We start from the raw sequence: 19,570 nt of genomic DNA, 5'->3' as shown, positions 1-19,570 counted from the left end.
ATTTGATCAACAACGCCGTTTGTCTGTAGTCGCAAGCTTTTCTAACTCTCGATTTTTCTTCTCAATGTCTTGTTGTGCCTCTTTAAGCAGACCGTTTGCTTTAATCACTTTCCTATTCCAATAACTGATAATGATGAGAACAAATAGTGCAACTAGCACAACCTTCCAAACTAATGAATAGTTGATCCCTTTCTCATATTTTACAGGAATCCATTTATTAAAGACCTCTCTGTGAAAATGATTAGATAGATTATTAACGATCTTTTGCAATATATTTAATAAAACTTCATCTTCTTTCACTACGGCCATTGATAGTTTTAATTCTTCAGAAATTTTACCTGCTATTTTTAATTCACCAAAATATCTGTTTTGAAACTCATAGCCAATACTGACTAAAGTGTCAATGTAGCCAAATAGATCGCCATCTTTTACGCCATCAAGCCCATCATAAACACCGTTTACTTCTACAAGATCAAGTGATGGGTACTTTTGTCGAAGAATTTTCACAAAAGCATCACCTCTTGTAATACCTATTCTATGACCTTCTAAATCCAAAATATTATTAATGAATGGCCCATCAACTCTAGTCGCGACCACCAAAGGAACTTCGATAAAATTACTGGTGAAATTCAAATATTCTTTACGTTCTAATGTTTCCATACTAAACGCTAACATATCGCATTTTTTCTGTTGTATATAATTCATGGATTGATTCCAATCCTGAGTTTTAACAATCTCAAACTTGGCCCCAAGGATATTTTTGAACAGTGAGTAATAATCTGAACTCATGCCTATATGCTGACCTTTTTCGTCAAAACCCTCTAAAGGTAAACCATTTGGGTTGATACAGTACTTGATAATATGGCTGTCTAGATACGCAAGCTCCATATCGGTTAGTTCAATATGTTCTCCACTATACTCTTTAATAGAACCCATCCATTTATCGATTAAGGACTCTTTCTCTTTATTTGAAATACTGTTTAGTGATTTTTGTATAATGGAACTAAGTAGTACCTTATCTGGCTGAACACCAAAACGTAGGTCTTCGTTTTTTGTATTTGGTAGAACAAGCTCACTGGCCAGTTTTAGGTTTTTGTATACATTCTTCTTTATTAGGTAGTTTATGTTTGTTAAGTTTTGAATCAATGCGTCAACTTTACCAAAGACAAGATCCTTCGTTAATTCTTCATAGTTATCATAGTAGACAATTTCGATGCCTTTTATCTTTTCAATTTCTTTAACGTAAAATACATCTTTTAGCACGCCAACCTTTTTACCATATAGGCTTTTTATGCCGAGATAATCCCCAAAGTCATCTCGAACAAAAATCATAATAGGGATCTCATAATAGGCACTAGTAAATACGGTAAAAGGCTCTCTAAACTTTTTATATGAAATGCTTGAAATCATATCGATTTCTTTATTCTTAAACGAGTTATAGATAGTGGTCCATTTGTCGATCTTCAATTCAAATTTAAGACCGGTTCTTTCCGATACCAATGCTAATAAATCGTGCTCAAAGCCAACGAGTGTGTTTTCTATATAGTACGAAAAAGGCGTGAAGTCGGGCATTACTCCAACGTTTATGACGGGGTTTTCTATAATGTATGCTTGTTCTGATTCAGTCAGTTCTATTTCTGGTGCAGCGATCGCTGTAGAGAAACCAGATATACAAAGGAGACAAATAAATAATAGCTTCATCCAAACTTTCTACCTATACGTATGAAATGCAGACAAGTTAATCTTCTATCTAAATCCATTCATTTCTGACATGTAGTTGGCGTATTGCCTATCGATAATCGTAATTGACAACGGAAGATTCACTTTGTCGTAACAAAAACATATACAATATAGCCCATATGAATGTGTAAATCATTCGAAACAAGCAACTCTGTCTTTACGGGTAGATTGTCATTGTCTTCAATAACCTATCAACAAAATGACCATTGTCTTTATTCAATTCTTTCTGTCTCACTAAGTGAGTTCGACTTATTCAATACCACTCTAATTGCTTTCAGGTGGAGCATTGGATAGCAATGAGTTGATGTAGCGGTGATCATGGAGTTAATGAATAGCGGAAAGTAAAAACGACAAAAAGTAAGTGTAAAAAGCCAGACCTCAGTTAAAGCGGTCTGGCTTTTCGTTTTATGCCGCCGCTTTAGTCGAGTGTGGCTTAGCTGAGTGGGGTTTAGCTGAGTGGGATTTAGCTGAGCAGGTCGGCATGCGTATCATGACCCAGGTTTCAATCAACAAGATACCGGCCAACAGCAACTGCACACTGGTTCGGTCTAGAACAAAAACAATCGTTAAGCAGATTGATGTCCAGCTGAGTATCAGTATTCGTGCCTTCTCTTTTCGAGTCAGGCCTTGCTTGGTTTGAATGCGATGCACTGTTGGGCCAAAGAGCTTGTTGTTTAGCAGCCAGCGCTCAAAACGAGTGGATGATTTACTAAAACAAAACATGGCCAAAAGGATAAAGGGCACCGTGGGCAGAAGGGGCAAAAATACACCGATAAATCCTAAGCCAGTGGCGATAAAGCCTATGGCCATTAATAGTGTTCTTTTCATAGCTTACCTCTAAATGAAGCGAATCTTGTATTGACGAATGCCCATGCGGGCGAAAAACAGCTGCAATGCACCGAGATCATCTCCGAGAACATAGTGATAGCGGCCGCCAGTGATGGCACTGCACGCCTTATATTGGGCAATTTCTTCTTGGCTAATGCCTTGATCAAAAAGAATGACATCCACTTTTATCTCGTCGGTGGCCAGCGTTAAACAGACGTTTTCCAGCAACCGGGTGTAGTCATCGTCTTGTAGACCAACGTTGTTTTTTCCGTCAGTAAACAAAATGATGCGCTGTTTTGGATCGTCGAGCGTGTGCCCAGGGTCTTTCCACACGGCATTTTTCCAACCGGTATCAAGCATGCGCCACGCCCAAATAAGGCCCTGGTCTCCGCCAGTGGTGTGAGTCGCGTAGTACTTTTTTACCATTTCTCGGAGTGATTCGGTTCGGCCACTTACTTCATGCAGAGCCATCGATGGGCAAGCACCCGCTGTACCTATGTAGTGGCCGTCAGAATGCGTTTGCTCGAATGGGAGCAGGTGTTCAGGCACTCTACCGCTGTTGGCCTGAATGATTTCTCTGCGTAAATTGGGTTCCGACAGCGGCTCATAATTGTGGTAAACCAAGAGATCAAACCCCTGGCTGGGATTCATCGGCACATCCAATATGTCGCCAATCATGCTGGTATCGGTAATGTTACGCTTAATACACGCACCGTCGCGCCTGCCTTCAACGCCAAAGTTGTGCAGAAAATCTTGACCGTAGCCATGCTCTGACGCGACATGACGAAGCTCTGGCTGGATTTGCCTTGATAATGGCGTGACCAATTTGTTCTGATACTCTTGCCCTACGTTGATATAGCCAGAGAAAGGAACAAGGCCAATATGGTGATCCTCGGAAATGATCTGCTCGCCGGTGAGAGACTCGATGAAATCGTCGAGGATTCCGGGCATCAATACCGATGGTTTTAATCCCCCACCTATCTTGTCAGACATTGAGCGCGACAGGTCGAGTGACAATACGGTTTCCATTGTTTGTATTTCTCGAATGAGGCGTTTTTCTACTCTCGCTGAGAACGTCGGCATCATTTTAGTAATGGGCTTAGGCGCCTGCTCAATGGAGAGGTACAAGTTCTTCTCATACCCCAATTCACCGATGGTGATGGACAGGTCATTGCGATTTTTTAATGCATCGCTGCGTATGCCTATCGGCAAATTGTAAATGACAAAGGTGCGCGCCAGATATTGCGCTTCCTCATCATCAACCGCCAGTCCTTCTCTTGCAATAAGGGCTAAGGCATTGTCCGCGGCATGGTGCAAGCGGGTTTGCAGAGTCGTGAATCGAATGGCGCTGATGCTGACTAAAAAAAACACCATTATGATGGTGACTGAAAACAGAAACAGGCCAATGCTGCTGCCTTTTTGATGTTGGAGTGATTTATTCAATGTAGTCACCGTCATACCAGTAACGCCTTAACGACATAGAGTCGGCAAATAAGGGTTTATTGACGAAGCTAGCCAATCGCCCTGCAATGCCTAAGGGTTCAACACACATGGCCATATAGATGAACTGATGATGGGCACGGTTTTTTAGTGTGGTTGTGTTTGTCGAGCTTGGGTTGGTCAAATAACTGTTAATGCGCACGCCACCCGGAACGAAAGGAGTGAGGTCACATTGCCCCTGACCAATGGTGTCTGACTTTGCAAATTCTTGGCTTTGTGCGATGCGCGGATCGCTGACAAATTCAAATCGCATAGCAAAGCGGCCTTCATACTTGGTGCCTAGGGTTTGAATTGCCGCCTCATACAAGAATTGACTCGTGATCGATTCAGGGCACTCGTCGAAGCGTAAGGCGGTGTTACTTTTGCCGCAAAGTATCGATTCAAAGCGCAGATTGACTTCGTTCTTAGGGGGGATGTCTGCAGCCAGTGTCCCAATAGTTGAAACAGCAAGGTGTAGCCGATCTTGAAGGGCATAAAGCCGAGCGACGGCCACCACTGACCAGATCACACCACTTAATAGCAACACAAACATGGTCATTTCAACGAGAGCGATACCGTGTTGTTTTTTCTGTTTTCTCACCACTTGCTCTCCTCAAAATCAGGTTCGTTGCGAACAATTAAATAACTTTGATAGGTCCATAATTCGCTATTGCTATTGGTGAACAGAGGCAGAATGGGGTCGAACTGATAGGTTAGGTGGTACTCAACAATATTTTGAGCACCACCTTGACCAGTCGAGCAACTATTACTTAAGTAGCTTTGCATATCCACACACGCCCGAGCGTCGATCGAGACATGCTCTGGTTTGACAATGTTGCTGGTTTTAAAATACTTGGTGATAAGCCCAGCCAAAGGTTGTGAAGGGGCCGTACGGCTGTCTATGACTAGCTCCCTGAATCCGAGATCCACCAATGAGCGGCTTAACATGTATCGGCTGATTTCTATCGCCATGAATATCACGGTGAAAAGCACGAGAAAGGTCATGACAAAATCAACGGAATAAGCGCCTTTTTGTCGTCGCATTAGAACGCCCTTCATTCTGTCACTCGAAGCTGACGGAGTTGTGCGACGAATCGCTCGACCTCAAAGGGGGAAGAGTATTGTTCGAGCTGACGAAGCGCGCTTTCGTTGTCTTCTTGAAGTAAGGTCACGATGGCATCAAGCATGCTGTATTGTTGATCGCGATAGCCAAGCTCATACAAAACATCGAGCTGGTCACGCGCTGACTGATAATCGCCATCGAGCAAATAGGAGTAGACAAGGTTGCGCCTAATGACGGTATTCAATGGCGAGGATTTCAGCTGGCTGAGATAAATCGCTTGCGCCTCATCGTGCTTTTGCAAGTAATCCAACGCAACGGCATTCAAGTTGCCCCAAATGACGTCGGTTGTCGGCTGCGGTATGTACTGCAGCGCTTTCTCTGGGTTCGCTAAACGCAAATGTGTTCGAGCCTTCCAAAGGTTAGCCGCAGAATAGAATTCACTGTCAGATGCAATTTCACTTAAGTGCGTTTGGGCTTTCACCCATTCTCCTTGACGATAAAATATTCGACCAAGCGCTAAATTAACCTCGTCGCTAGGCTGAACATCGTATAAGCGTTGATAGATGTTGAGTGCAGACTGAAACTGCCCGCTCTCTTCTGACATTTGGGCGACTTTGAATTGCGTTTGCCGTTCATCTGCAATGGCAGGTTCTGGGCTGTTCGCACAGGCTGAAAGGAGTATCGAAATCAGCAGTGGGAGTAAAATTTTCATGTTACCTGTTCCGTTAGCATTGTTGTTTCCATTCTCGTTGGGCGTTGTTCTATCGAGTATTGTTTCATTGAGCATTTTTTTATTGAGTATTGCTCCGTTGAGCCTTATTGCGTTGAACATCATGAAAGAGCGGCGATAAGGTTCAGTAATGCAGGCGCTGCGATGAGCATCAGCGTAGGAAATAAAACCAGAATAATGAGTGGCACCCCCATTTTTGCGGGTACTTTCGCAGCGGCTTCTTCCATAGTGAGTAGGCGTTTCTGTCTGGTGTCAGCCGCAATGACTCGCAGCGTTTTTGCAATCGATGAACCGTAATTCATGGCTTGGTTTAGTGTGGTCGCCATAATTTTTAGCTCTTCCACTAAGGTTCGATTGGCCAAATTGCGAAAGGCTTGGCTTCTGTCTGGCAGTACGGTCAGTTCATCGACCACTAAATGAAGCTCCTTGGCTAATTCAGGGCAGATAGAATTCAACTTGCTTGCGACTTTCGCCAGTGAGACATCAAGCCCTGCACCCGATTCGGTACAAATCACCATCATATCCATCATGTCAGGGCAATAACGGCTGATGGTTGATTGTCTTTGTTCTCCTCGCCATTCCACCCATTTCTCTACCCCAATACCGGCAGAAAAAATTAAGGCGAAACTGATGACAAGGTTTTGACCGCTCAATGATTCAGGGTTGAGCGCAAATAGGCTAGACGCCAACACGAGACCAATGATGATCAGGCCAAATTTGGCCAGCAAGAACAATGGCATGGCCGTATTTTTGAAGAAGCCAGCTCTCAGCAGCAGCGTCTTTAACTGTTGCTGGTCTTTCTCGCTGAGCAGTTTGTCTTCAAAAAAATGACCCACCGTTAAACCCGCCTTGAGCCAAGTTTCAGACAGCGGCGATGCGATGAAGGTTGTGCCTAGAAAGCGTTGTTTTCGTCGCTGGAATTGTTTTTGGTTCAAGCGAAAATCGAGCAGACCAAGCGCCAAGAGTAGTGCCAAAGTTGCAATAATAATGAGCATGACGATCAGCCTATCTTTGTGAGTCTTTGGATGACGAATAAGCCGATAACGATACTCGTTAGGGCGTATAGCATGACTTGCTGACCAGTAGGGTCGTTCAGTAGAAAATCAATTTGCTCTGGTTGTTTCACAAATTGAAGCGTGAGAAGAGCAATCGGTATACCCGTCACCACTCGTGCGGCCATGCGAGGTTCAGCCGTCAGTACCATGACTTTTTTGTCGAGTTTTTGTTTTTCTCTTAATCCGACGGACAAGTTGTTTAACACTTCAACGAGAGGACCACCCGTTTCGGCATTCAAGCTTAAAATCGCGGTAAAATACTGAAAACCGCCACTTTCGACTCGGCGAGAGGCATCGGTTAGCGCTTGCTGAAATGGCACCCCTAAAATGAGCGCATCGTGTATGCGCTCAAACTCGTCCCCTAGAGGGCTATTGAACGCATGTTTGACACTCAATATGGCGCGTTCAACGGGGACGCCCGCCGAAATGGCACGAGCAAAGACATCAATCGCTTGCGGCAGTTCATGCTCAATGTTTTCAAGACGCTTTTGTGCTTCTCTTGAAAGGTAGAGTTTACTGGTCAGCAAAAATGTCCCAGCACCAAGCAGTAGGCCCAAGATAACGTGGGTCGCCCCTGATACAAAGTAGGTCACTGCCAAAGCGGCGACACTAGGCAGTGGCAGTAAGTATCGGCGTAATTTGTCAGACCAGAGCCTGACGCCACGATTGGACTTAGCCAACTGTTTTTGATTACGCAGGCTATAGGTGCCAAGGTATCGATTCGCCCGAGCGATGACTTTATTTCTTTGCACGGCATTGGCTCGTTCAGTCATGATCAGGAAAAAAACGATTAGCCCTAGAGCGAAGATCACAATCATGATTAACCTCGACCTCCTAACAATTGCTTTAATTGTCGAGACAATCCTGCGCTGATGAGCTTTTCCTGTTTTTCACTTGAAGTTTGGCGTTGAACAAACGCACCTTGCAGCGTGTCTTCATTGTCACTCTCATGAATCTCAAATTCGAACAGTGTCGTCAGTTCTATCTGGCCGCTGTTTACGCCGTGTGTTTCGGATATTTTGGTGACTCGACGGTGTCCGTCACGGCAGCGTTCAATCTGTACAATGACATCGATGGAAGAGGCGATTTGCTTTCGAATTAACTCCGGACTGAGCTTAGACTGAGCCATGCTGAGCATATTCTCTAAGCGGATTAGCGCGTCGTTGGGGGTGTTGGCGTGCACGGTGGACAGCGACCCATCATGGCCGGTGTTCATGGCTTGAAGCATGTCAAAAACCTCTTCACCACGAACTTCGCCCAGTAATATGCGATCTGGCCGCATTCGAAGGGCATTCTTTACTAGGTCGGTTTGGTTGACCTCACCAGAGCCCTCAATGCTGGTGGCTCGAGTCTCTAAACTCACCACATGAGGTTGATTAAGCTGGAGCTCCGCCGCGTCTTCAATGGTGATGACCCGTTCATCGTCTCCAATATGGGCAGAAAGGGCATTCAGCAGCGTTGTCTTACCTGCACCTGTCCCACCAGAAACAAGAATGTTCATCTTGGCTTTAACAAAAAGGGCAAGCAGATCGGCCATGCTTTTCGATAAATTGTTTGCCGTCGCCATATGCGAAAGAGTGAGCTTATGTTTAGAGAACTTTCGAATTGAAATAACGGTGCCGTTCAGTGATAACGGAGGCGCGACCACATTGACTCGGCTTCCATCTTCTAACCGTGCATCCACCATAGGAGACGATTCGTCAATACGTCGTCCCACTCTGCTGGCGACTCGTTGGGCGATATTATGAACATGAGATTGGTCTCGAAAAGAGACATCGGCCAGGGTTAAATGGCCATTTTGTTCCACGTAAACCTGGTGAGGGCCATTGACCAAAATATCAGACACAGTGTCATCGTTAATTAGCGCCTCTAATGGTCCCAACCCTCTAATGTCATCAAGTAATTCCTTGGTAAGCTGCTGCTGCTCACGAAGGTTCATGGTGACCTTGTTGTTGACCGCAATCTGGCTCAGAGCTTGGAAGATTGAGAATTCGAGTTCTGAATTCGACATAGTGAGCGCCTCAGAGGGATCGAGGTTATCCATCAGCTCTTGCCGCATCGCAATGATTTGCCCTTTTCTTGCTTCATCGCGACCCAACTCATAACGCGTATAGGACTCTGAGCTTTTCATTAACGTTTACCCCCAAACCAAGCGAACGGGGAAAAGGTACGGTGTTTAGGTGTCGCCAAACCAAGGCAGTCACTGGCAATGTTGCGCATTTCTTTTGCCCATGCCGATTGACCCGAATCGGGCGATGTCCCTTGTTCCTGAGATTTGATTAACAGAGATCCGGCAAAAGGGAGCTGATAATTGACGGTGATATCGAGTGATTGCTCGAGTTCCTGGACGGTAAACCATTGATGGGTCTTTTTGCGTGTCTCGTTGACCACCACGAGCGAACGAACATGCGGGAAACGCTCTAGGTAGTTGAGTGCTTTTGCTAAAGAGAGGGCACTGCTCATACTCAAATCACACACTAATACACACAACTTAATGTTCGTTAGCAAGGTAGACAGGTCTTCGCTGAGTAATAGGCTCTTATCCCAAAGGTGGATGGCGTAATGTGCATTGGCATATTCCGCTAGAGCACCCAGTTGAGACGCCTCTATAGAGATTGACTGGTTGAGCTCTAAGGAGTCATTGAGCAGCGATAGGTTTTCGCTTACCTCGACCAGACTGCGCCTGACTAAGAGACTATCCAGTTCGTTGGAATAGGTGAGAAGTGAAGAGAGTTGTCCTGAATTCTCTTCATTTAACGCGAGCCCCAAATCGCCAGAATACATATCAGCATCGATCGCCAGGGTGTATCTATGATGCTGCGTGGCAAAAATACGAGCCAGTGACGCTGATATGGTGGTGGTGCCTACGCCACCTTTTACGCCCCAAACCAGTACGCCACGCGCATTGTTCACTTGCTCTAACCCATAGCGCGTTAATTTAGCCGTGAGCTGATAGAGTTGATCGTGATCGACAATGCCTGGCAAGTAATCGCTGCATCCGAGTGAGATAAATTGGCGGTAGGTTGGCACATCAATCTCTTCACCAATCAAGACCAGTTTTGTCATGGGTTGCAATCGCGCGGTTATCTGCTTGATGAGTGCGGTTGCTTGTTGGTCGATTGGGAGTTGAACAATCAAGACATCAAGTTCTGTGAGTTGGATGCACTTATCCAATGCTTTGTCTAACGATCCACAATAGCTATGGGCCTTGAGTGCGGTATCTTGATAGCGCTGATCAAAGGCTGTGCAGTCATGTTCTCGGATAAAATAGGCGGCAATGGTCGGCGCGTTATTGATATTATGTGAACTCACTGAGAGCCTCCTACTGAAACGGCTTGAAGAGACGGGGCTATGACGCTACCGCTGTAGTAATTTTGAAGCGCACTAGTGGCATTGATGCTCGTCGGCTGCTGTAGTTTCTTACCGCTGAGCAGATCTCTTGGGTCTGCGATGCTAGCGATCAGATTGCTTAATGTGCTGCACTCAAGGGCAGGGGAGTACCCCGTTTTACCATCTCGAATCTCTGGTTTTATCGTACTATTATCACACCCGGTGAGGCTTGCGATTGCTGAATGAGTGATAAGAATGAACTCACTATCGGCGTGGGTGACGATTTTAACGTTTACCGATTTAGCGGCTTGACCAAATTGCGTTTCCAAACGCTTTAATACTCGTTTAGAGGTACCTTCAGGCACCACCAATTTTGCTGCGATTAAAGAAGGCACATGCCAATGATTCATCGCGCTCTTAAGCGATACGTGAGGTGAAGAATCGCTCAATCTTTGTGTTTGAGTGTTGATATCAAGCACAATTTGAGGTGCATGATACGGCGCAGATAGATTGTTACCGATATCGCTTGTTACTTGTTTTTCTATTGCAGTACACCCGGTCATCATTGCAGTTAGGCATAGCGCTAGTGTTCGTTTTCTAATGTTCATAATTTACAGTCCTTAAAACTCAAACCCTTTAAATGCTTCACTTGCGATGGCTGCAGGTGGGCGTTCATACCCCTCAATGGGCTTCAAGGTACGGCCGAAAATAAGCCGCTCAAATGGGCTGGTTAAGTGCGCGTTATCAATAGGCGTAGCAAGGGGTGTTTGGGTTGGTTCCACTAAGTAGGCGCTAGCAATAATGACCAGTTCTGTCTCGTTGTTACGAAAGCGAGAAGACTCAAACAGCCGTCCAAGTACAGGGATTTGATTGACCCACGGAAGATTTGTGAGTTCATCGGTGACATTTCGCTTTACCAGACCCGCTAAGGCAAAACTCTGACCTGATGCCAGTTCAACGCTGGTTTCAGCGCGGCGAATGTCAAAGCCTTGTTGAGTGCTTCCACCAATCGTGACGCTATTAGAGGCTGAGATGTCGCTTATCTCGGTTTTCACCTTGAGTGCGATACGGTTGCCAGACAGAATGGTTGGCGTCACAGCGAGTTGCACGCCAAATTGCTTATATTCAATGGTTGGTGCTTCGTCGCTACCGCCACTGATTATCTGTGGCACTTCGCCACCTGCAAGGAATGAGGCGGTCTCGCCACTTGTGGCGGTTAAGTTTGGCTCCGCTAGAACCGTCACTAAGTTTTCTTGCGCAAGAATATCAACCATACCCACGGCGTCGCTTCCGGCAAACTCCCCAACAATAGGGCTCTCTTTCCAAAGGAGATCACGAGTCAAACCAAAGGTAATGCTATTGAGTGAATCTTTTACTGTTTCGGAAGCGTAGTTCCATTGGAAACCGAAATTCTCTTTTACCTGCTTACTGACTTCTGCTATTCGTACTCGAATGTTGACCTGAGTTGGTGCAGAAATAGACAACCGATTAATGACTCGGCCTTGAAGCAATCCCGATGTTCCCGCACCATTACCCACGCTTTCGTTGCCTTTATCGGCGGCTGACTCCATGTTATCGATATCCATTGAAACGAAATAGCGGTTGGTCAATTCGACCGCTTGGCTTGCCGTTTGAGCATCGGGCACGGTGCCGGTTAGCATGACACTGTCACCATGAGCACGAACCTGAATATTGGCGTTGGGAAATTCACGCTTGAGCATCGGTGATAAATGTGACGTATCGTAGCCAACAATAATGTCTGTTGAGTAAATATCGCGTCCTTTATCATCCAATACAAAAAGGCTTGTTGTCCCTGGCTGTCTGGCAAACAAAATGATGGTGTTGGCAGATGTGGCTTGATAACTCGCTATCTCTGGATCCGAAATGAAAACCGTATTTGCGGCTGAGTTAAGTGAGAGTTTTTTGGCTTGGCCAACAAAAAGCAATTGGCTGGTTTTTGCACTCGAAATATCGGCGGCAAACAAGAAGGTAGGTGTAATGAAAGCCATCGCCGCTAGCCAAAGAGTCAGCCGAGGAAAAGGTTTGGCTTTTCGTAATAGTTTAATCAGTAACATGGTTCGTCCTTGGGTTATTCGGCAACAACTTCTACGCCGCTATCAACGACACTCAGATTTCGGCGCTTGGTGCCGTGCATCAAGATAAGGCTTGGGCTTTGAATTGGGGCTTTGAAGGTATCGATCACTTCGCCAGCGGTGACAACAGTTTCTCGGCTTTGGGTCTCCTCGAGAGAAAATTCGCTGCGTAAGCTGAGTGAAAGTTCGCCCATTTTTCGAGCAATAGTGAGAAGCTCAGCCTGATCGGCAGATGTTTCTAACGTCGCGGTGCCATACCTTTTTACGTCAAAGGCATCAAACTCTTTCAGGTTCTCTACGCTTTGGTTCACGGCTAAGACTCGAACCTTACTGAGGATGGTCTTAGCCATTAGCCCTGATAGCTCGTCGCCTCTTAACCCTTGCCCTTCTTGATTTGTCGATAGAATGACATCAACAGAGTTGCCCGGTTTTATCAGCCCTGAACTGCCAGAAATTACGTCAATAGGGATAGTAATGGCGCGCAACCCAGGGCGGAGAACCGCCGATAAATAGTTGTGCTCCCCCGGCTTGATGAAATGCGCAGGACTAAGGGGTTGCCCCACCTCAATCGTACTTCTCACCACAAAACCTTCCAATTCACTGAGATCCATCGTGCCTTTAAGATAGGTTCGGCTAATGTCGCCATCAAAATTGATGACTTTTTGCCATTTAAAATCTTCGGTTGTGATTAACGTTCCTCGCGGTAACGTATGGTGAGCAACCAGTAACTCCGGCCCTGCGATTTCTACCTCAGTTTCGATCGCCTTTGACGCCGGATTTGATAGCTCTGTTAGAGGAGAGCTAATATCTTGATTCCCCAAATAAAACCAACCTCCAGCACCCGCTAGAGAGAAGAATATTAGGTACACTGCAATTCTACTTTTCATTTTAATTATTCATAATCCATGGAGCTCCCAAAGGTGGAGCAGTGCGGCTGCCGAGATGGCAACACCGTACGGAACATCAGTGTTCCGCGTTGTCATTTTCCCAATCAGCCAGCAAGTGATGCTGACTGCACCACCGAATAAGCCAATCGTGAGTAGGATCCTTGGCTCGCCAGTAATAAGCAGACTGACGAGTATCAACTTAGAATCTCCGGCCCCAAGCACGGACTGAAAGGCGATCCCCAAAAACGTGATGGCGGCGAATGTTCCCCAGAAATATGGCGAGTAGTGATTCTTTGATGGTTCATGCAAGCAACATAAAAAACCATAAAGAATCAATAATGCGACAATAGTTCTGTTTGGGATGCGTCTGTGCCGAATATCACTCAATGCTGCGTAGCCATAACAGGCTACATAGCCAATCCCCCACTCAACAGGCATTAGTTTCCTTCAGAACCACCCGCCGTTTGCTGCTCAATGGATTCGGCAACTGTCTCAAAAGCGCCTGTCAGTGCTTGGGTGAATGCTCCGTCATCGCCTAGTACAACAGCGATGACCGCTGCTAGACCTGCTGCCAAAACACCATATTCAATAGAGGTTACGCCGTGTTCATTGGTGAAGAATCGGCTTAATTTATTACGCATATTAATGACTCGTTATTTTGTGAAAATTTATTTTATCGATCCTATTGATAATGAGATTGGTTATCACTAAGATTTGCGATGCATTATCATTTAGATCAATGTGTCGGTCAATCATATTTTTACGATATATATATCCACAAAAAATAAAAGGTTTGAAACTAAGATCTGTATGTATTGTGTTTCATATTATTTATGACTGAGCGTAGTGATTAATGCTGAATTGAATATGTAACTACTTATTTTTTGGAGAGAATTTAATGAGAATCACAAGGACTCTTGTCTCATCGGCAATTCTGACCGTATTGGTTGGGTGTGGCGGTGGCGACGGTGGGGGAGAAACGTCTTCAGGTGGAACGACTCCTGGTGCGAGTAATCCTGGCAGTTCCACACCAGATCAGGCTCAAACTAAGGTCGGTATTTTCACTGATAGTGCAGTGTCAAACCTAAAGTACCAAACGACGAAAGCGGATGGTTCACCGTCACTGAGCGGCGTGACAGATCCGGAAGGAAAGTTTCAGTTTAAAGCTGGAGAAACCGTCACCTTTTCCATTGGTGATCTCTCTTTGGGTTCTATTGTGGCAAGCGAAGTCATTACCCCACTTTCTCTGCCAGCTCCCATCAAGGTCTCACAAATATTGCAGTCATTTGATAGTGATGGTGACCCTAATACGAGTGGTATAAGTATCCCTGAAGAGATCCATGAACTGCTGGAAGATACCGGAGATGGAACGCTCGTTGATAAGCTAGTGGAAGCCGTTGAACAGGTTGACGAAGACTTCGACATGGCGTTCGATACTTTTTTCACTGAGTTTGAAGTTGAGGTAGCCAACGTCAATAATGATCTCGCTAGAGAGATCAAAATGGTTAAGGCGGTCGATGCCAAAAAGCACTTGGAAAAAAATGAACATATCGTAAAACAAGGGGGTGTTAACAAGCAGCTACTGGATCGCTTAGAGGACTTTTCTGACGATGAGAGCAACCCAAAAGCCCTATTCAATGTTTTAAAAGCCACCGGTCTGTTTGGTGCTTTAGACGGCATTGACCGAAAAATTGATTATACCTCAGCTGTGCATTTCGAAGATGGTCAAGCGTTTGATATTGAAGAAGTAAACCAACGTATTGAGAAGATAAACGCCTTGTTTGCATGGGCAACCAAGGCCGAAAAACAGAATCAACTCGATACCCCTGAAGGAAAGCAATCGCTGCTTGATTTATTGATCGCTTGGTCACCGGAAGAACCACTTAACACGCCTTCTTTTGATGGGCTGACAAAAAAGCAAATACTGGAACTATTTGTGTCGAGTGAGGGGTGGCTTAACCCAAATTATACCCTCACCCGAGTCAATACGATTGGAGAGTTTCAGGACTACCACGCAGCCGGTGATTACTCAATCAATCAGACGAATGTGTTACTTGAACTCCTATTCCCTAACCTCTCTTTGCATGAAGAATACGATTATCTTGAATGGATAAAAGTGGAGGGTAATTACGTTAATCTAGCGCAAAGTCACTCTCAACTTACCACTGTAACTCAAGAGTTGAACCTTCTTGATGACATCATTGATGGAGATATAGAACCTAGGGAAATTAAAGGACTTCTTGATGGCGCTTTGATTTTTGGCGGGCTGATTTTAAGCGACGCCGTGAACTACGCCGACATTATTCGTTCGGGTATGGTGGACGGTAAGCTAAACGTTGGAAAAATTAAGGAAGATGCAGAAGAATTAGATGCACTGATTGGGTTTGTTGTTGATGAAACAAAAAAGGCGTCTCTTGGTACCGATGAAGGTAAAACAGCGCTTACCTTGCAGTTAGAGAAAATGGGCATACCAGTCCCTAACTTGACGGGGATGACAGCGGAACAGATCCTAGATTTGTTTGACTCAGAAGGAGAGTGGTTTTCACCTGCGGGCATGGCTGACCGCACTCTCGCCTACAAAGAGTTACAATCTTACTTAGCGACACCAGGGCAAAAAAATTCAGAAAAGACTCGCGAGCTCATCAAAAATTTAATTCCAGATGCTGAATTTTCTTTTGATGTCGACTACCTAGCGATACTCATCACAGATGGTGTGTATATTGATATTTTGCGCTCTCTCGCGGATATTTTAGCCATGAATCACGCACTCACTCGATTTGAAGAAGTGGCGCTTTCTGACAATGAACCTGCGGATGTGCTGGCATTCTTGAATAGCTCAAGTTTGGTCGAAGGCCTGACCATTCTTAATGGTGTGGATTATCGTGCAGCGATGAAATCAACCATCGTTGATGGCAAGTTAGTGCCAAGTCGAATTCAACCGAATGTCGGTCGAGTGAGCCAGCTTTTCTCTTTTTCTACTGACAGCGTGAAAAAGGACTCGTTAACGACAGTAGAAGGGCAAACGGCATTTGGACAAGCTGTCGCGTTGTTTGGTGTAGAAGTACCAGACCTGACAGGCTTTACTAGCCAGCAGGTATTAGAATTGTTTGTACGAAAAATTATCTGGTTTGATGAAGAGCAGACTATGGCTCGTATCAACGCGTACAAAGCGCTGCAAGATTACCAAGCAGCGGTTGAAACGCAGACCATCGAGCAAACCAAAGTCCGACTGCTGGCACTGTTTCCTGATAACGATTTTGATTTTGAGCAAGATTACTTAGCTTGGTTAGTCTCAACGGATAACTACATTAACTTGCCACAATCTAAAACAAATCTAGCCTATGCTAATGAAGATTTAGCGGTCATCTTGAAGGCGTTACAAGGGGAAGCCACCGCTGATGAACTTTCTCAAATTCTAGGCTACAAAAGTGTCTTTAAGAATGTTTCTATTAATGGCTCTGTCGATTACTTAGCGGCATTACAACCTGGGTTTGTCGATGGGAAAATGAACCTGGATGTGATGACTCAAAATATTGTTCAGTGGAATACGCTATTTGATTATCTTACGACGCAGAAAGAGTCGTTAGCGACGCCAGAAGGTGTGGCCGCATTCACGGATGCCCTTGCTACATTCAATGTCACGCCACCTGATATGACCGGGTTATCAGCCGATCAAATACTCTCTTTACTGGGTAAAGCAGAAGGTTATTACACGGTTGAGGCAACACGTCAAAGTATGGCTGGGTACTCGATTCTAAAAGCCTATATGGATGATAATTCACAGCACAATGACCGAGCAAACACAGCCGCTGTTTTAGCCGAGGTCTTCCCCGATCTTGATCTAAAATTCGATGCCGATTATCACAATATGATTGTGGTGGCCGATGGGTTTATCGATGTGGGTGCAACCCATGGGAAATTGTCTTCTACGATCCGTCGTTTAAACATGTTCATGGAGCCGAACGCCAATTTTGCATTTCTCTGGTACGCTTTCCAATCAGCGGGTATACAAGGGATTGACCGTGATCAGGACTATAGATTTAAGCAGTTATTCGACGGCGGTAACTTTAACTTAGACTATGTTCAAACCATGGTCGCGACCATTAACTCTGTCGCGGAATTTGCGCGTAAAGATGCGATTTGGCCAAGCCAACTTCGTTTCCCTAACTCGGTTGTCAGTCAAGATAACTGGAGCGCCACGGAATTACAGCAGCTAATCCAAGACGCTGGCTTTACGATCCCTATCACCCAATATAATGGACAGGTCATTGACCATAAACCGGACCTGATTTTAGACCACAAAACCAATGTTCTTGATTTGGTTCAAACGCAGCGTAGCTTGAGTGCCATTGGTGCCTCAGGTGTTGCAACATTGAAAGTGAATGCGCACCGCTCGATCAACCATAATTTCTACCATTTCGCTCTACGTAATGATGGCAGCATTGTCGCTTGGCGAACGGATATGGATAGATATGATTTGGAAGATCATACACCCGTTGTTGTAGAAATGAACAAGTTGGGACCAAAAGCAATAGAGATGTTTGCTGCTCAAAGTCTTGGGGCTGCAATACGAGAGGATGGTTCGGTTATGACTTGGAATAGTCGAAACCCTAATGGTGAGGTTACTATTCCTGAAGGGCTCGACGGTTCAATTCCTGCCGTCGCTATTGTGGCAACAGAGAATGCGTTCGCTGCGATTAGAAATAATGGTTCAGTAGTAACATTTGGTGGTGGAGAAGAGGCTGATAGCAGTAAATATCAGCAAGACCTAGATGGTAGCAAACATAAAGTGGTCTCAGTGCATGCGACGAATGAATCGTTTGCCGCTCTACTCGATAACGGTAGTGTGGTGACGTGGGGGAACATAGATGCTGCTGACCAAGATAAGCTTGCTCTTCAAGTTCCAGGTCACGGCCCAGGTAGCCGTGAACAAGACCGTCATTTAATGATCGATGCTATCTATTCCAATCAGGGGGCATTTGCGGCGATTAAAGGTAACGGCGAGGTGATCACATGGGGCGATGTTGGTTCTGGTGCTGATTTGGGTGAGAAACAAATGTTCCTCAATGGCGATGTTTCCGCCGTATCGATTGCGGCAACAGAAACCGCATTCGCTGCGCTTCGCAGTGATGGACGTGTTGTTGCCTGGGGCGATATTACCAAAGGGGGAGCGGCTGAATTTAACCGCGGTGACCTGCCAAGTTGGATTTGGACAGATGAGACCAAGAGTGAATATCAGTCATGGTTGAAAGATGAACCCTATGGCGATCCTAACGACCCTGACGGGATAAACTGGAATAAGGTGTATACCGATCTTGTCTATGTTGGGAGCAGCATGCCGGAGAACCCTGCCGAGCTAGAGAGTGGCGTTATCAGTGTTCACGCGAGTTTCTCTGGCTTTACCGCATTAAAAGCCGATGGAAAAACACAGGCTTGGGGTTCGGATATGTACTTCCCTGATAGCGTTAAGAATGCCCTTGCAGCTCAAGAAGTTGCACGAGTGTTTGCCGCGGGTGATATTTTTGTGGCTGAAATGGTCGATGGATCTCTTCAACAATGGGGCACAGAGTTTGGTCTGACAGAGTGGGGTGAATATGGCATCGCTATACCAACTGAAAAACTCAATGGCAGTATCAAAGTGAAGGACGTTAAAATTGACAGTAGCACCATCGTTGCACTTCGCGAAGATGGCTCGGTTGTGCAGTGGGGAGTCCGAGACTTTGAGCTAATTCCAAACTACTTCATTGGGGGTAAGGATGTGCCTAGAATTCCAATGCCAGCAGAGTTGTTTGATGGATCACTCACCGAGAGAAAAGTGGTTGAAATCTATCAGGTACGCGGAACATTTGGTGCATTGCATGCCGATGGTTCTGTAACGACTTGGGGTAGCTCAAATGACAACGGTAACTCACTGTTCGCTCAGCGTGAGCTAGGCCCGAATATGACGGCTGTTGATTACAGTACCGATCATGATGCGGACAAGGATGGTGTGATGTCGAGTGTGGAAAGACTGAATGGCACATCACCATACTCACGTGATACTGATGGCGATGGGGTTGATGATGGCACCGAAATTAATGCATTGTCTTCCAACCCACTGACCTTGCGTCGATCAACGAAGGTCGATGGTAAGGTGGCTTATGATGATAAGCTACTTAAACGAAATGGTGAAACACTGCCAGCGAGCTGGCTGAAACATTAACTTTTCAGGCCTGGCATTCTGTCAGGCCTTTTTCTATCCTCAAGTCTAATTTTCTCTTTCTATTCTTTATAAGTTTCAGCGGCAACTCTCTTTGGCAATAAACTATCTAGCGTTAGGCTTCGGTTTATTAGGGAAAAAGATAACGAGTTCAGGTTCGTTATCT

At 45.4% G+C, this 19,570-nt stretch carries 16 protein-coding genes; 1 reads left to right on the top strand and 15 read right to left on the bottom strand.

Annotated elements, in window-relative coordinates:
* Positions 1–6 precede the first annotated feature (6 nt).
* The 15 genes from BCU12_RS10490 to BCU12_RS10420 all read right to left on the bottom strand — a co-directional run bounded on the left by BCU12_RS10490 (position 7) and on the right by BCU12_RS10420 (position 13,846).
* The gene (locus BCU12_RS10490) at positions 7–1,701 is read right to left on the bottom strand and encodes a transporter substrate-binding domain-containing protein (RefSeq protein ID WP_102404243.1); all 1,695 of its coding nucleotides are present in this window, start codon (positions 1,699–1,701) and stop codon (positions 7–9) included.
* Between the two features lie 444 nt (positions 1,702–2,145).
* Complete coding sequence (locus BCU12_RS10485; RefSeq protein ID WP_102404242.1) at positions 2,146–2,568, bottom strand: YbaN family protein; 423 nt, start codon at positions 2,566–2,568, stop codon at positions 2,146–2,148.
* Between the two features lie 9 nt (positions 2,569–2,577).
* The gene (locus BCU12_RS10480) at positions 2,578–4,026 is read right to left on the bottom strand and encodes a hypothetical protein (protein ID WP_102404241.1); all 1,449 of its coding nucleotides are present in this window, start codon (positions 4,024–4,026) and stop codon (positions 2,578–2,580) included.
* Positions 4,004–4,648 carry a hypothetical protein gene (locus BCU12_RS10475; RefSeq protein ID WP_133153861.1) on the bottom strand — a complete coding sequence of 215 codons (645 nt, stop codon included), beginning with the start codon at positions 4,646–4,648 and terminating at the stop codon, positions 4,004–4,006. The genes BCU12_RS10480 and BCU12_RS10475 overlap by 23 nt, the downstream gene beginning before the upstream one ends.
* Complete coding sequence (locus BCU12_RS10470) at positions 4,645–5,091, bottom strand: TadE/TadG family type IV pilus assembly protein (protein ID WP_133153860.1); 447 nt, start codon at positions 5,089–5,091, stop codon at positions 4,645–4,647. Before BCU12_RS10470 ends, BCU12_RS10475 begins: the two co-directional genes overlap by 4 nt.
* Before the next feature lie 11 nt (positions 5,092–5,102).
* Positions 5,103–5,822, bottom strand: coding sequence for a tetratricopeptide repeat protein (locus BCU12_RS10465; protein WP_133153859.1), 720 nt, complete (start codon positions 5,820–5,822; stop codon positions 5,103–5,105).
* Positions 5,823–5,941: 119 nt separating this feature from the next.
* The gene (locus tag BCU12_RS10460; RefSeq protein ID WP_102404237.1) at positions 5,942–6,835 is read right to left on the bottom strand and encodes a type II secretion system F family protein; all 894 of its coding nucleotides are present in this window, start codon (positions 6,833–6,835) and stop codon (positions 5,942–5,944) included.
* A 5-nt stretch (positions 6,836–6,840) separates the two neighbouring features.
* The gene (locus tag BCU12_RS10455) at positions 6,841–7,713 is read right to left on the bottom strand and encodes a type II secretion system F family protein (RefSeq protein WP_102404236.1); all 873 of its coding nucleotides are present in this window, start codon (positions 7,711–7,713) and stop codon (positions 6,841–6,843) included.
* A 2-nt stretch (positions 7,714–7,715) separates the two neighbouring features.
* A complete protein-coding gene (locus BCU12_RS10450; RefSeq protein ID WP_102404235.1) occupies positions 7,716–9,026 on the bottom strand; it encodes a CpaF family protein in 1,311 nt (436 codons plus the stop codon).
* Positions 9,026–10,207 carry a hypothetical protein gene (locus BCU12_RS10445; protein ID WP_102404234.1) on the bottom strand — a complete coding sequence of 394 codons (1,182 nt, stop codon included), beginning with the start codon at positions 10,205–10,207 and terminating at the stop codon, positions 9,026–9,028. The genes BCU12_RS10450 and BCU12_RS10445 overlap by 1 nt, the downstream gene beginning before the upstream one ends.
* Positions 10,204–10,833, bottom strand: coding sequence for a hypothetical protein (locus BCU12_RS10440; protein WP_102404233.1), 630 nt, complete (start codon positions 10,831–10,833; stop codon positions 10,204–10,206). Before BCU12_RS10440 ends, BCU12_RS10445 begins: the two co-directional genes overlap by 4 nt.
* A gap of 12 nt (positions 10,834–10,845) precedes the next feature.
* Positions 10,846–12,300 carry a type II and III secretion system protein family protein gene (locus tag BCU12_RS10435; RefSeq protein ID WP_102404232.1) on the bottom strand — a complete coding sequence of 485 codons (1,455 nt, stop codon included), beginning with the start codon at positions 12,298–12,300 and terminating at the stop codon, positions 10,846–10,848.
* A 14-nt stretch (positions 12,301–12,314) separates the two neighbouring features.
* Positions 12,315–13,205, bottom strand: coding sequence for a Flp pilus assembly protein CpaB (cpaB, locus tag BCU12_RS10430; protein WP_102404231.1), 891 nt, complete (start codon positions 13,203–13,205; stop codon positions 12,315–12,317).
* 9 nt (positions 13,206–13,214) lie between these two features.
* Positions 13,215–13,643: a prepilin peptidase gene (locus tag BCU12_RS10425; RefSeq protein ID WP_102404230.1), complete on the bottom strand. Its 429-nt coding sequence runs from the start codon at positions 13,641–13,643 to the stop codon at positions 13,215–13,217.
* On the bottom strand, positions 13,643–13,846 hold the full coding sequence (locus tag BCU12_RS10420; RefSeq protein WP_102404229.1) for a Flp family type IVb pilin: 204 nt from the start codon (positions 13,844–13,846) through the stop codon (positions 13,643–13,645). Before BCU12_RS10420 ends, BCU12_RS10425 begins: the two co-directional genes overlap by 1 nt.
* Before the next feature lie 257 nt (positions 13,847–14,103).
* Here BCU12_RS10420 and BCU12_RS10415 point away from each other — a divergent pair, with 257 nt between their 5' ends.
* Positions 14,104–19,407 (top strand): hypothetical protein, encoded by a 5,304-nt coding sequence (locus tag BCU12_RS10415; protein WP_102404228.1) that lies wholly within the window; start codon positions 14,104–14,106, stop codon positions 19,405–19,407.
* The last annotated feature ends 163 nt before the right edge of the window (positions 19,408–19,570 follow it).

It is taken from the genome of Vibrio sp. 10N.261.55.A7 (assembly GCF_002877365.1).
Lineage (GTDB): Bacteria > Pseudomonadota > Gammaproteobacteria > Enterobacterales > Vibrionaceae > Vibrio.
This window is presented reverse-complemented; position numbering and strand designations above follow the sequence as displayed.

Bases quoted from the DNA above. Each gene is read 5' to 3' on its own strand.
- BCU12_RS10490 (WP_102404243.1), bottom strand. From the start codon at position 1,701: ATGAAGCTATTATTTATTTGTCTCCTTTGTATATCTGGTTTCTCTACA.
- BCU12_RS10485 (WP_102404242.1), bottom strand. From the start codon at position 2,568: ATGAAAAGAACACTATTAATGGCCATAGGCTTTATCGCCACTGGCTTA.
- BCU12_RS10480 (WP_102404241.1), bottom strand. From the start codon at position 4,026: ATGACGGTGACTACATTGAATAAATCACTCCAACATCAAAAAGGCAGC.
- BCU12_RS10470 (WP_133153860.1), bottom strand. From the start codon at position 5,091: ATGCGACGACAAAAAGGCGCTTATTCCGTTGATTTTGTCATGACCTTT.
- BCU12_RS10465 (WP_133153859.1), bottom strand. From the start codon at position 5,822: ATGAAAATTTTACTCCCACTGCTGATTTCGATACTCCTTTCAGCCTGT.
- BCU12_RS10460 (WP_102404237.1), bottom strand. From the start codon at position 6,835: ATGCTCATTATTATTGCAACTTTGGCACTACTCTTGGCGCTTGGTCTG.
- BCU12_RS10455 (WP_102404236.1), bottom strand. From the start codon at position 7,713: ATGATTGTGATCTTCGCTCTAGGGCTAATCGTTTTTTTCCTGATCATG.
- BCU12_RS10450 (WP_102404235.1), bottom strand. From the start codon at position 9,026: ATGAAAAGCTCAGAGTCCTATACGCGTTATGAGTTGGGTCGCGATGAA.
- BCU12_RS10440 (WP_102404233.1), bottom strand. From the start codon at position 10,833: ATGAACATTAGAAAACGAACACTAGCGCTATGCCTAACTGCAATGATG.
- BCU12_RS10435 (WP_102404232.1), bottom strand. From the start codon at position 12,300: ATGTTACTGATTAAACTATTACGAAAAGCCAAACCTTTTCCTCGGCTG.
- cpaB (WP_102404231.1), bottom strand. From the start codon at position 13,205: ATGAAAAGTAGAATTGCAGTGTACCTAATATTCTTCTCTCTAGCGGGT.
- BCU12_RS10425 (WP_102404230.1), bottom strand. From the start codon at position 13,643: ATGCCTGTTGAGTGGGGGATTGGCTATGTAGCCTGTTATGGCTACGCA.
- BCU12_RS10420 (WP_102404229.1), bottom strand. From the start codon at position 13,846: ATGCGTAATAAATTAAGCCGATTCTTCACCAATGAACACGGCGTAACC.
- BCU12_RS10415 (WP_102404228.1), top strand. From the start codon at position 14,104: ATGAGAATCACAAGGACTCTTGTCTCATCGGCAATTCTGACCGTATTG.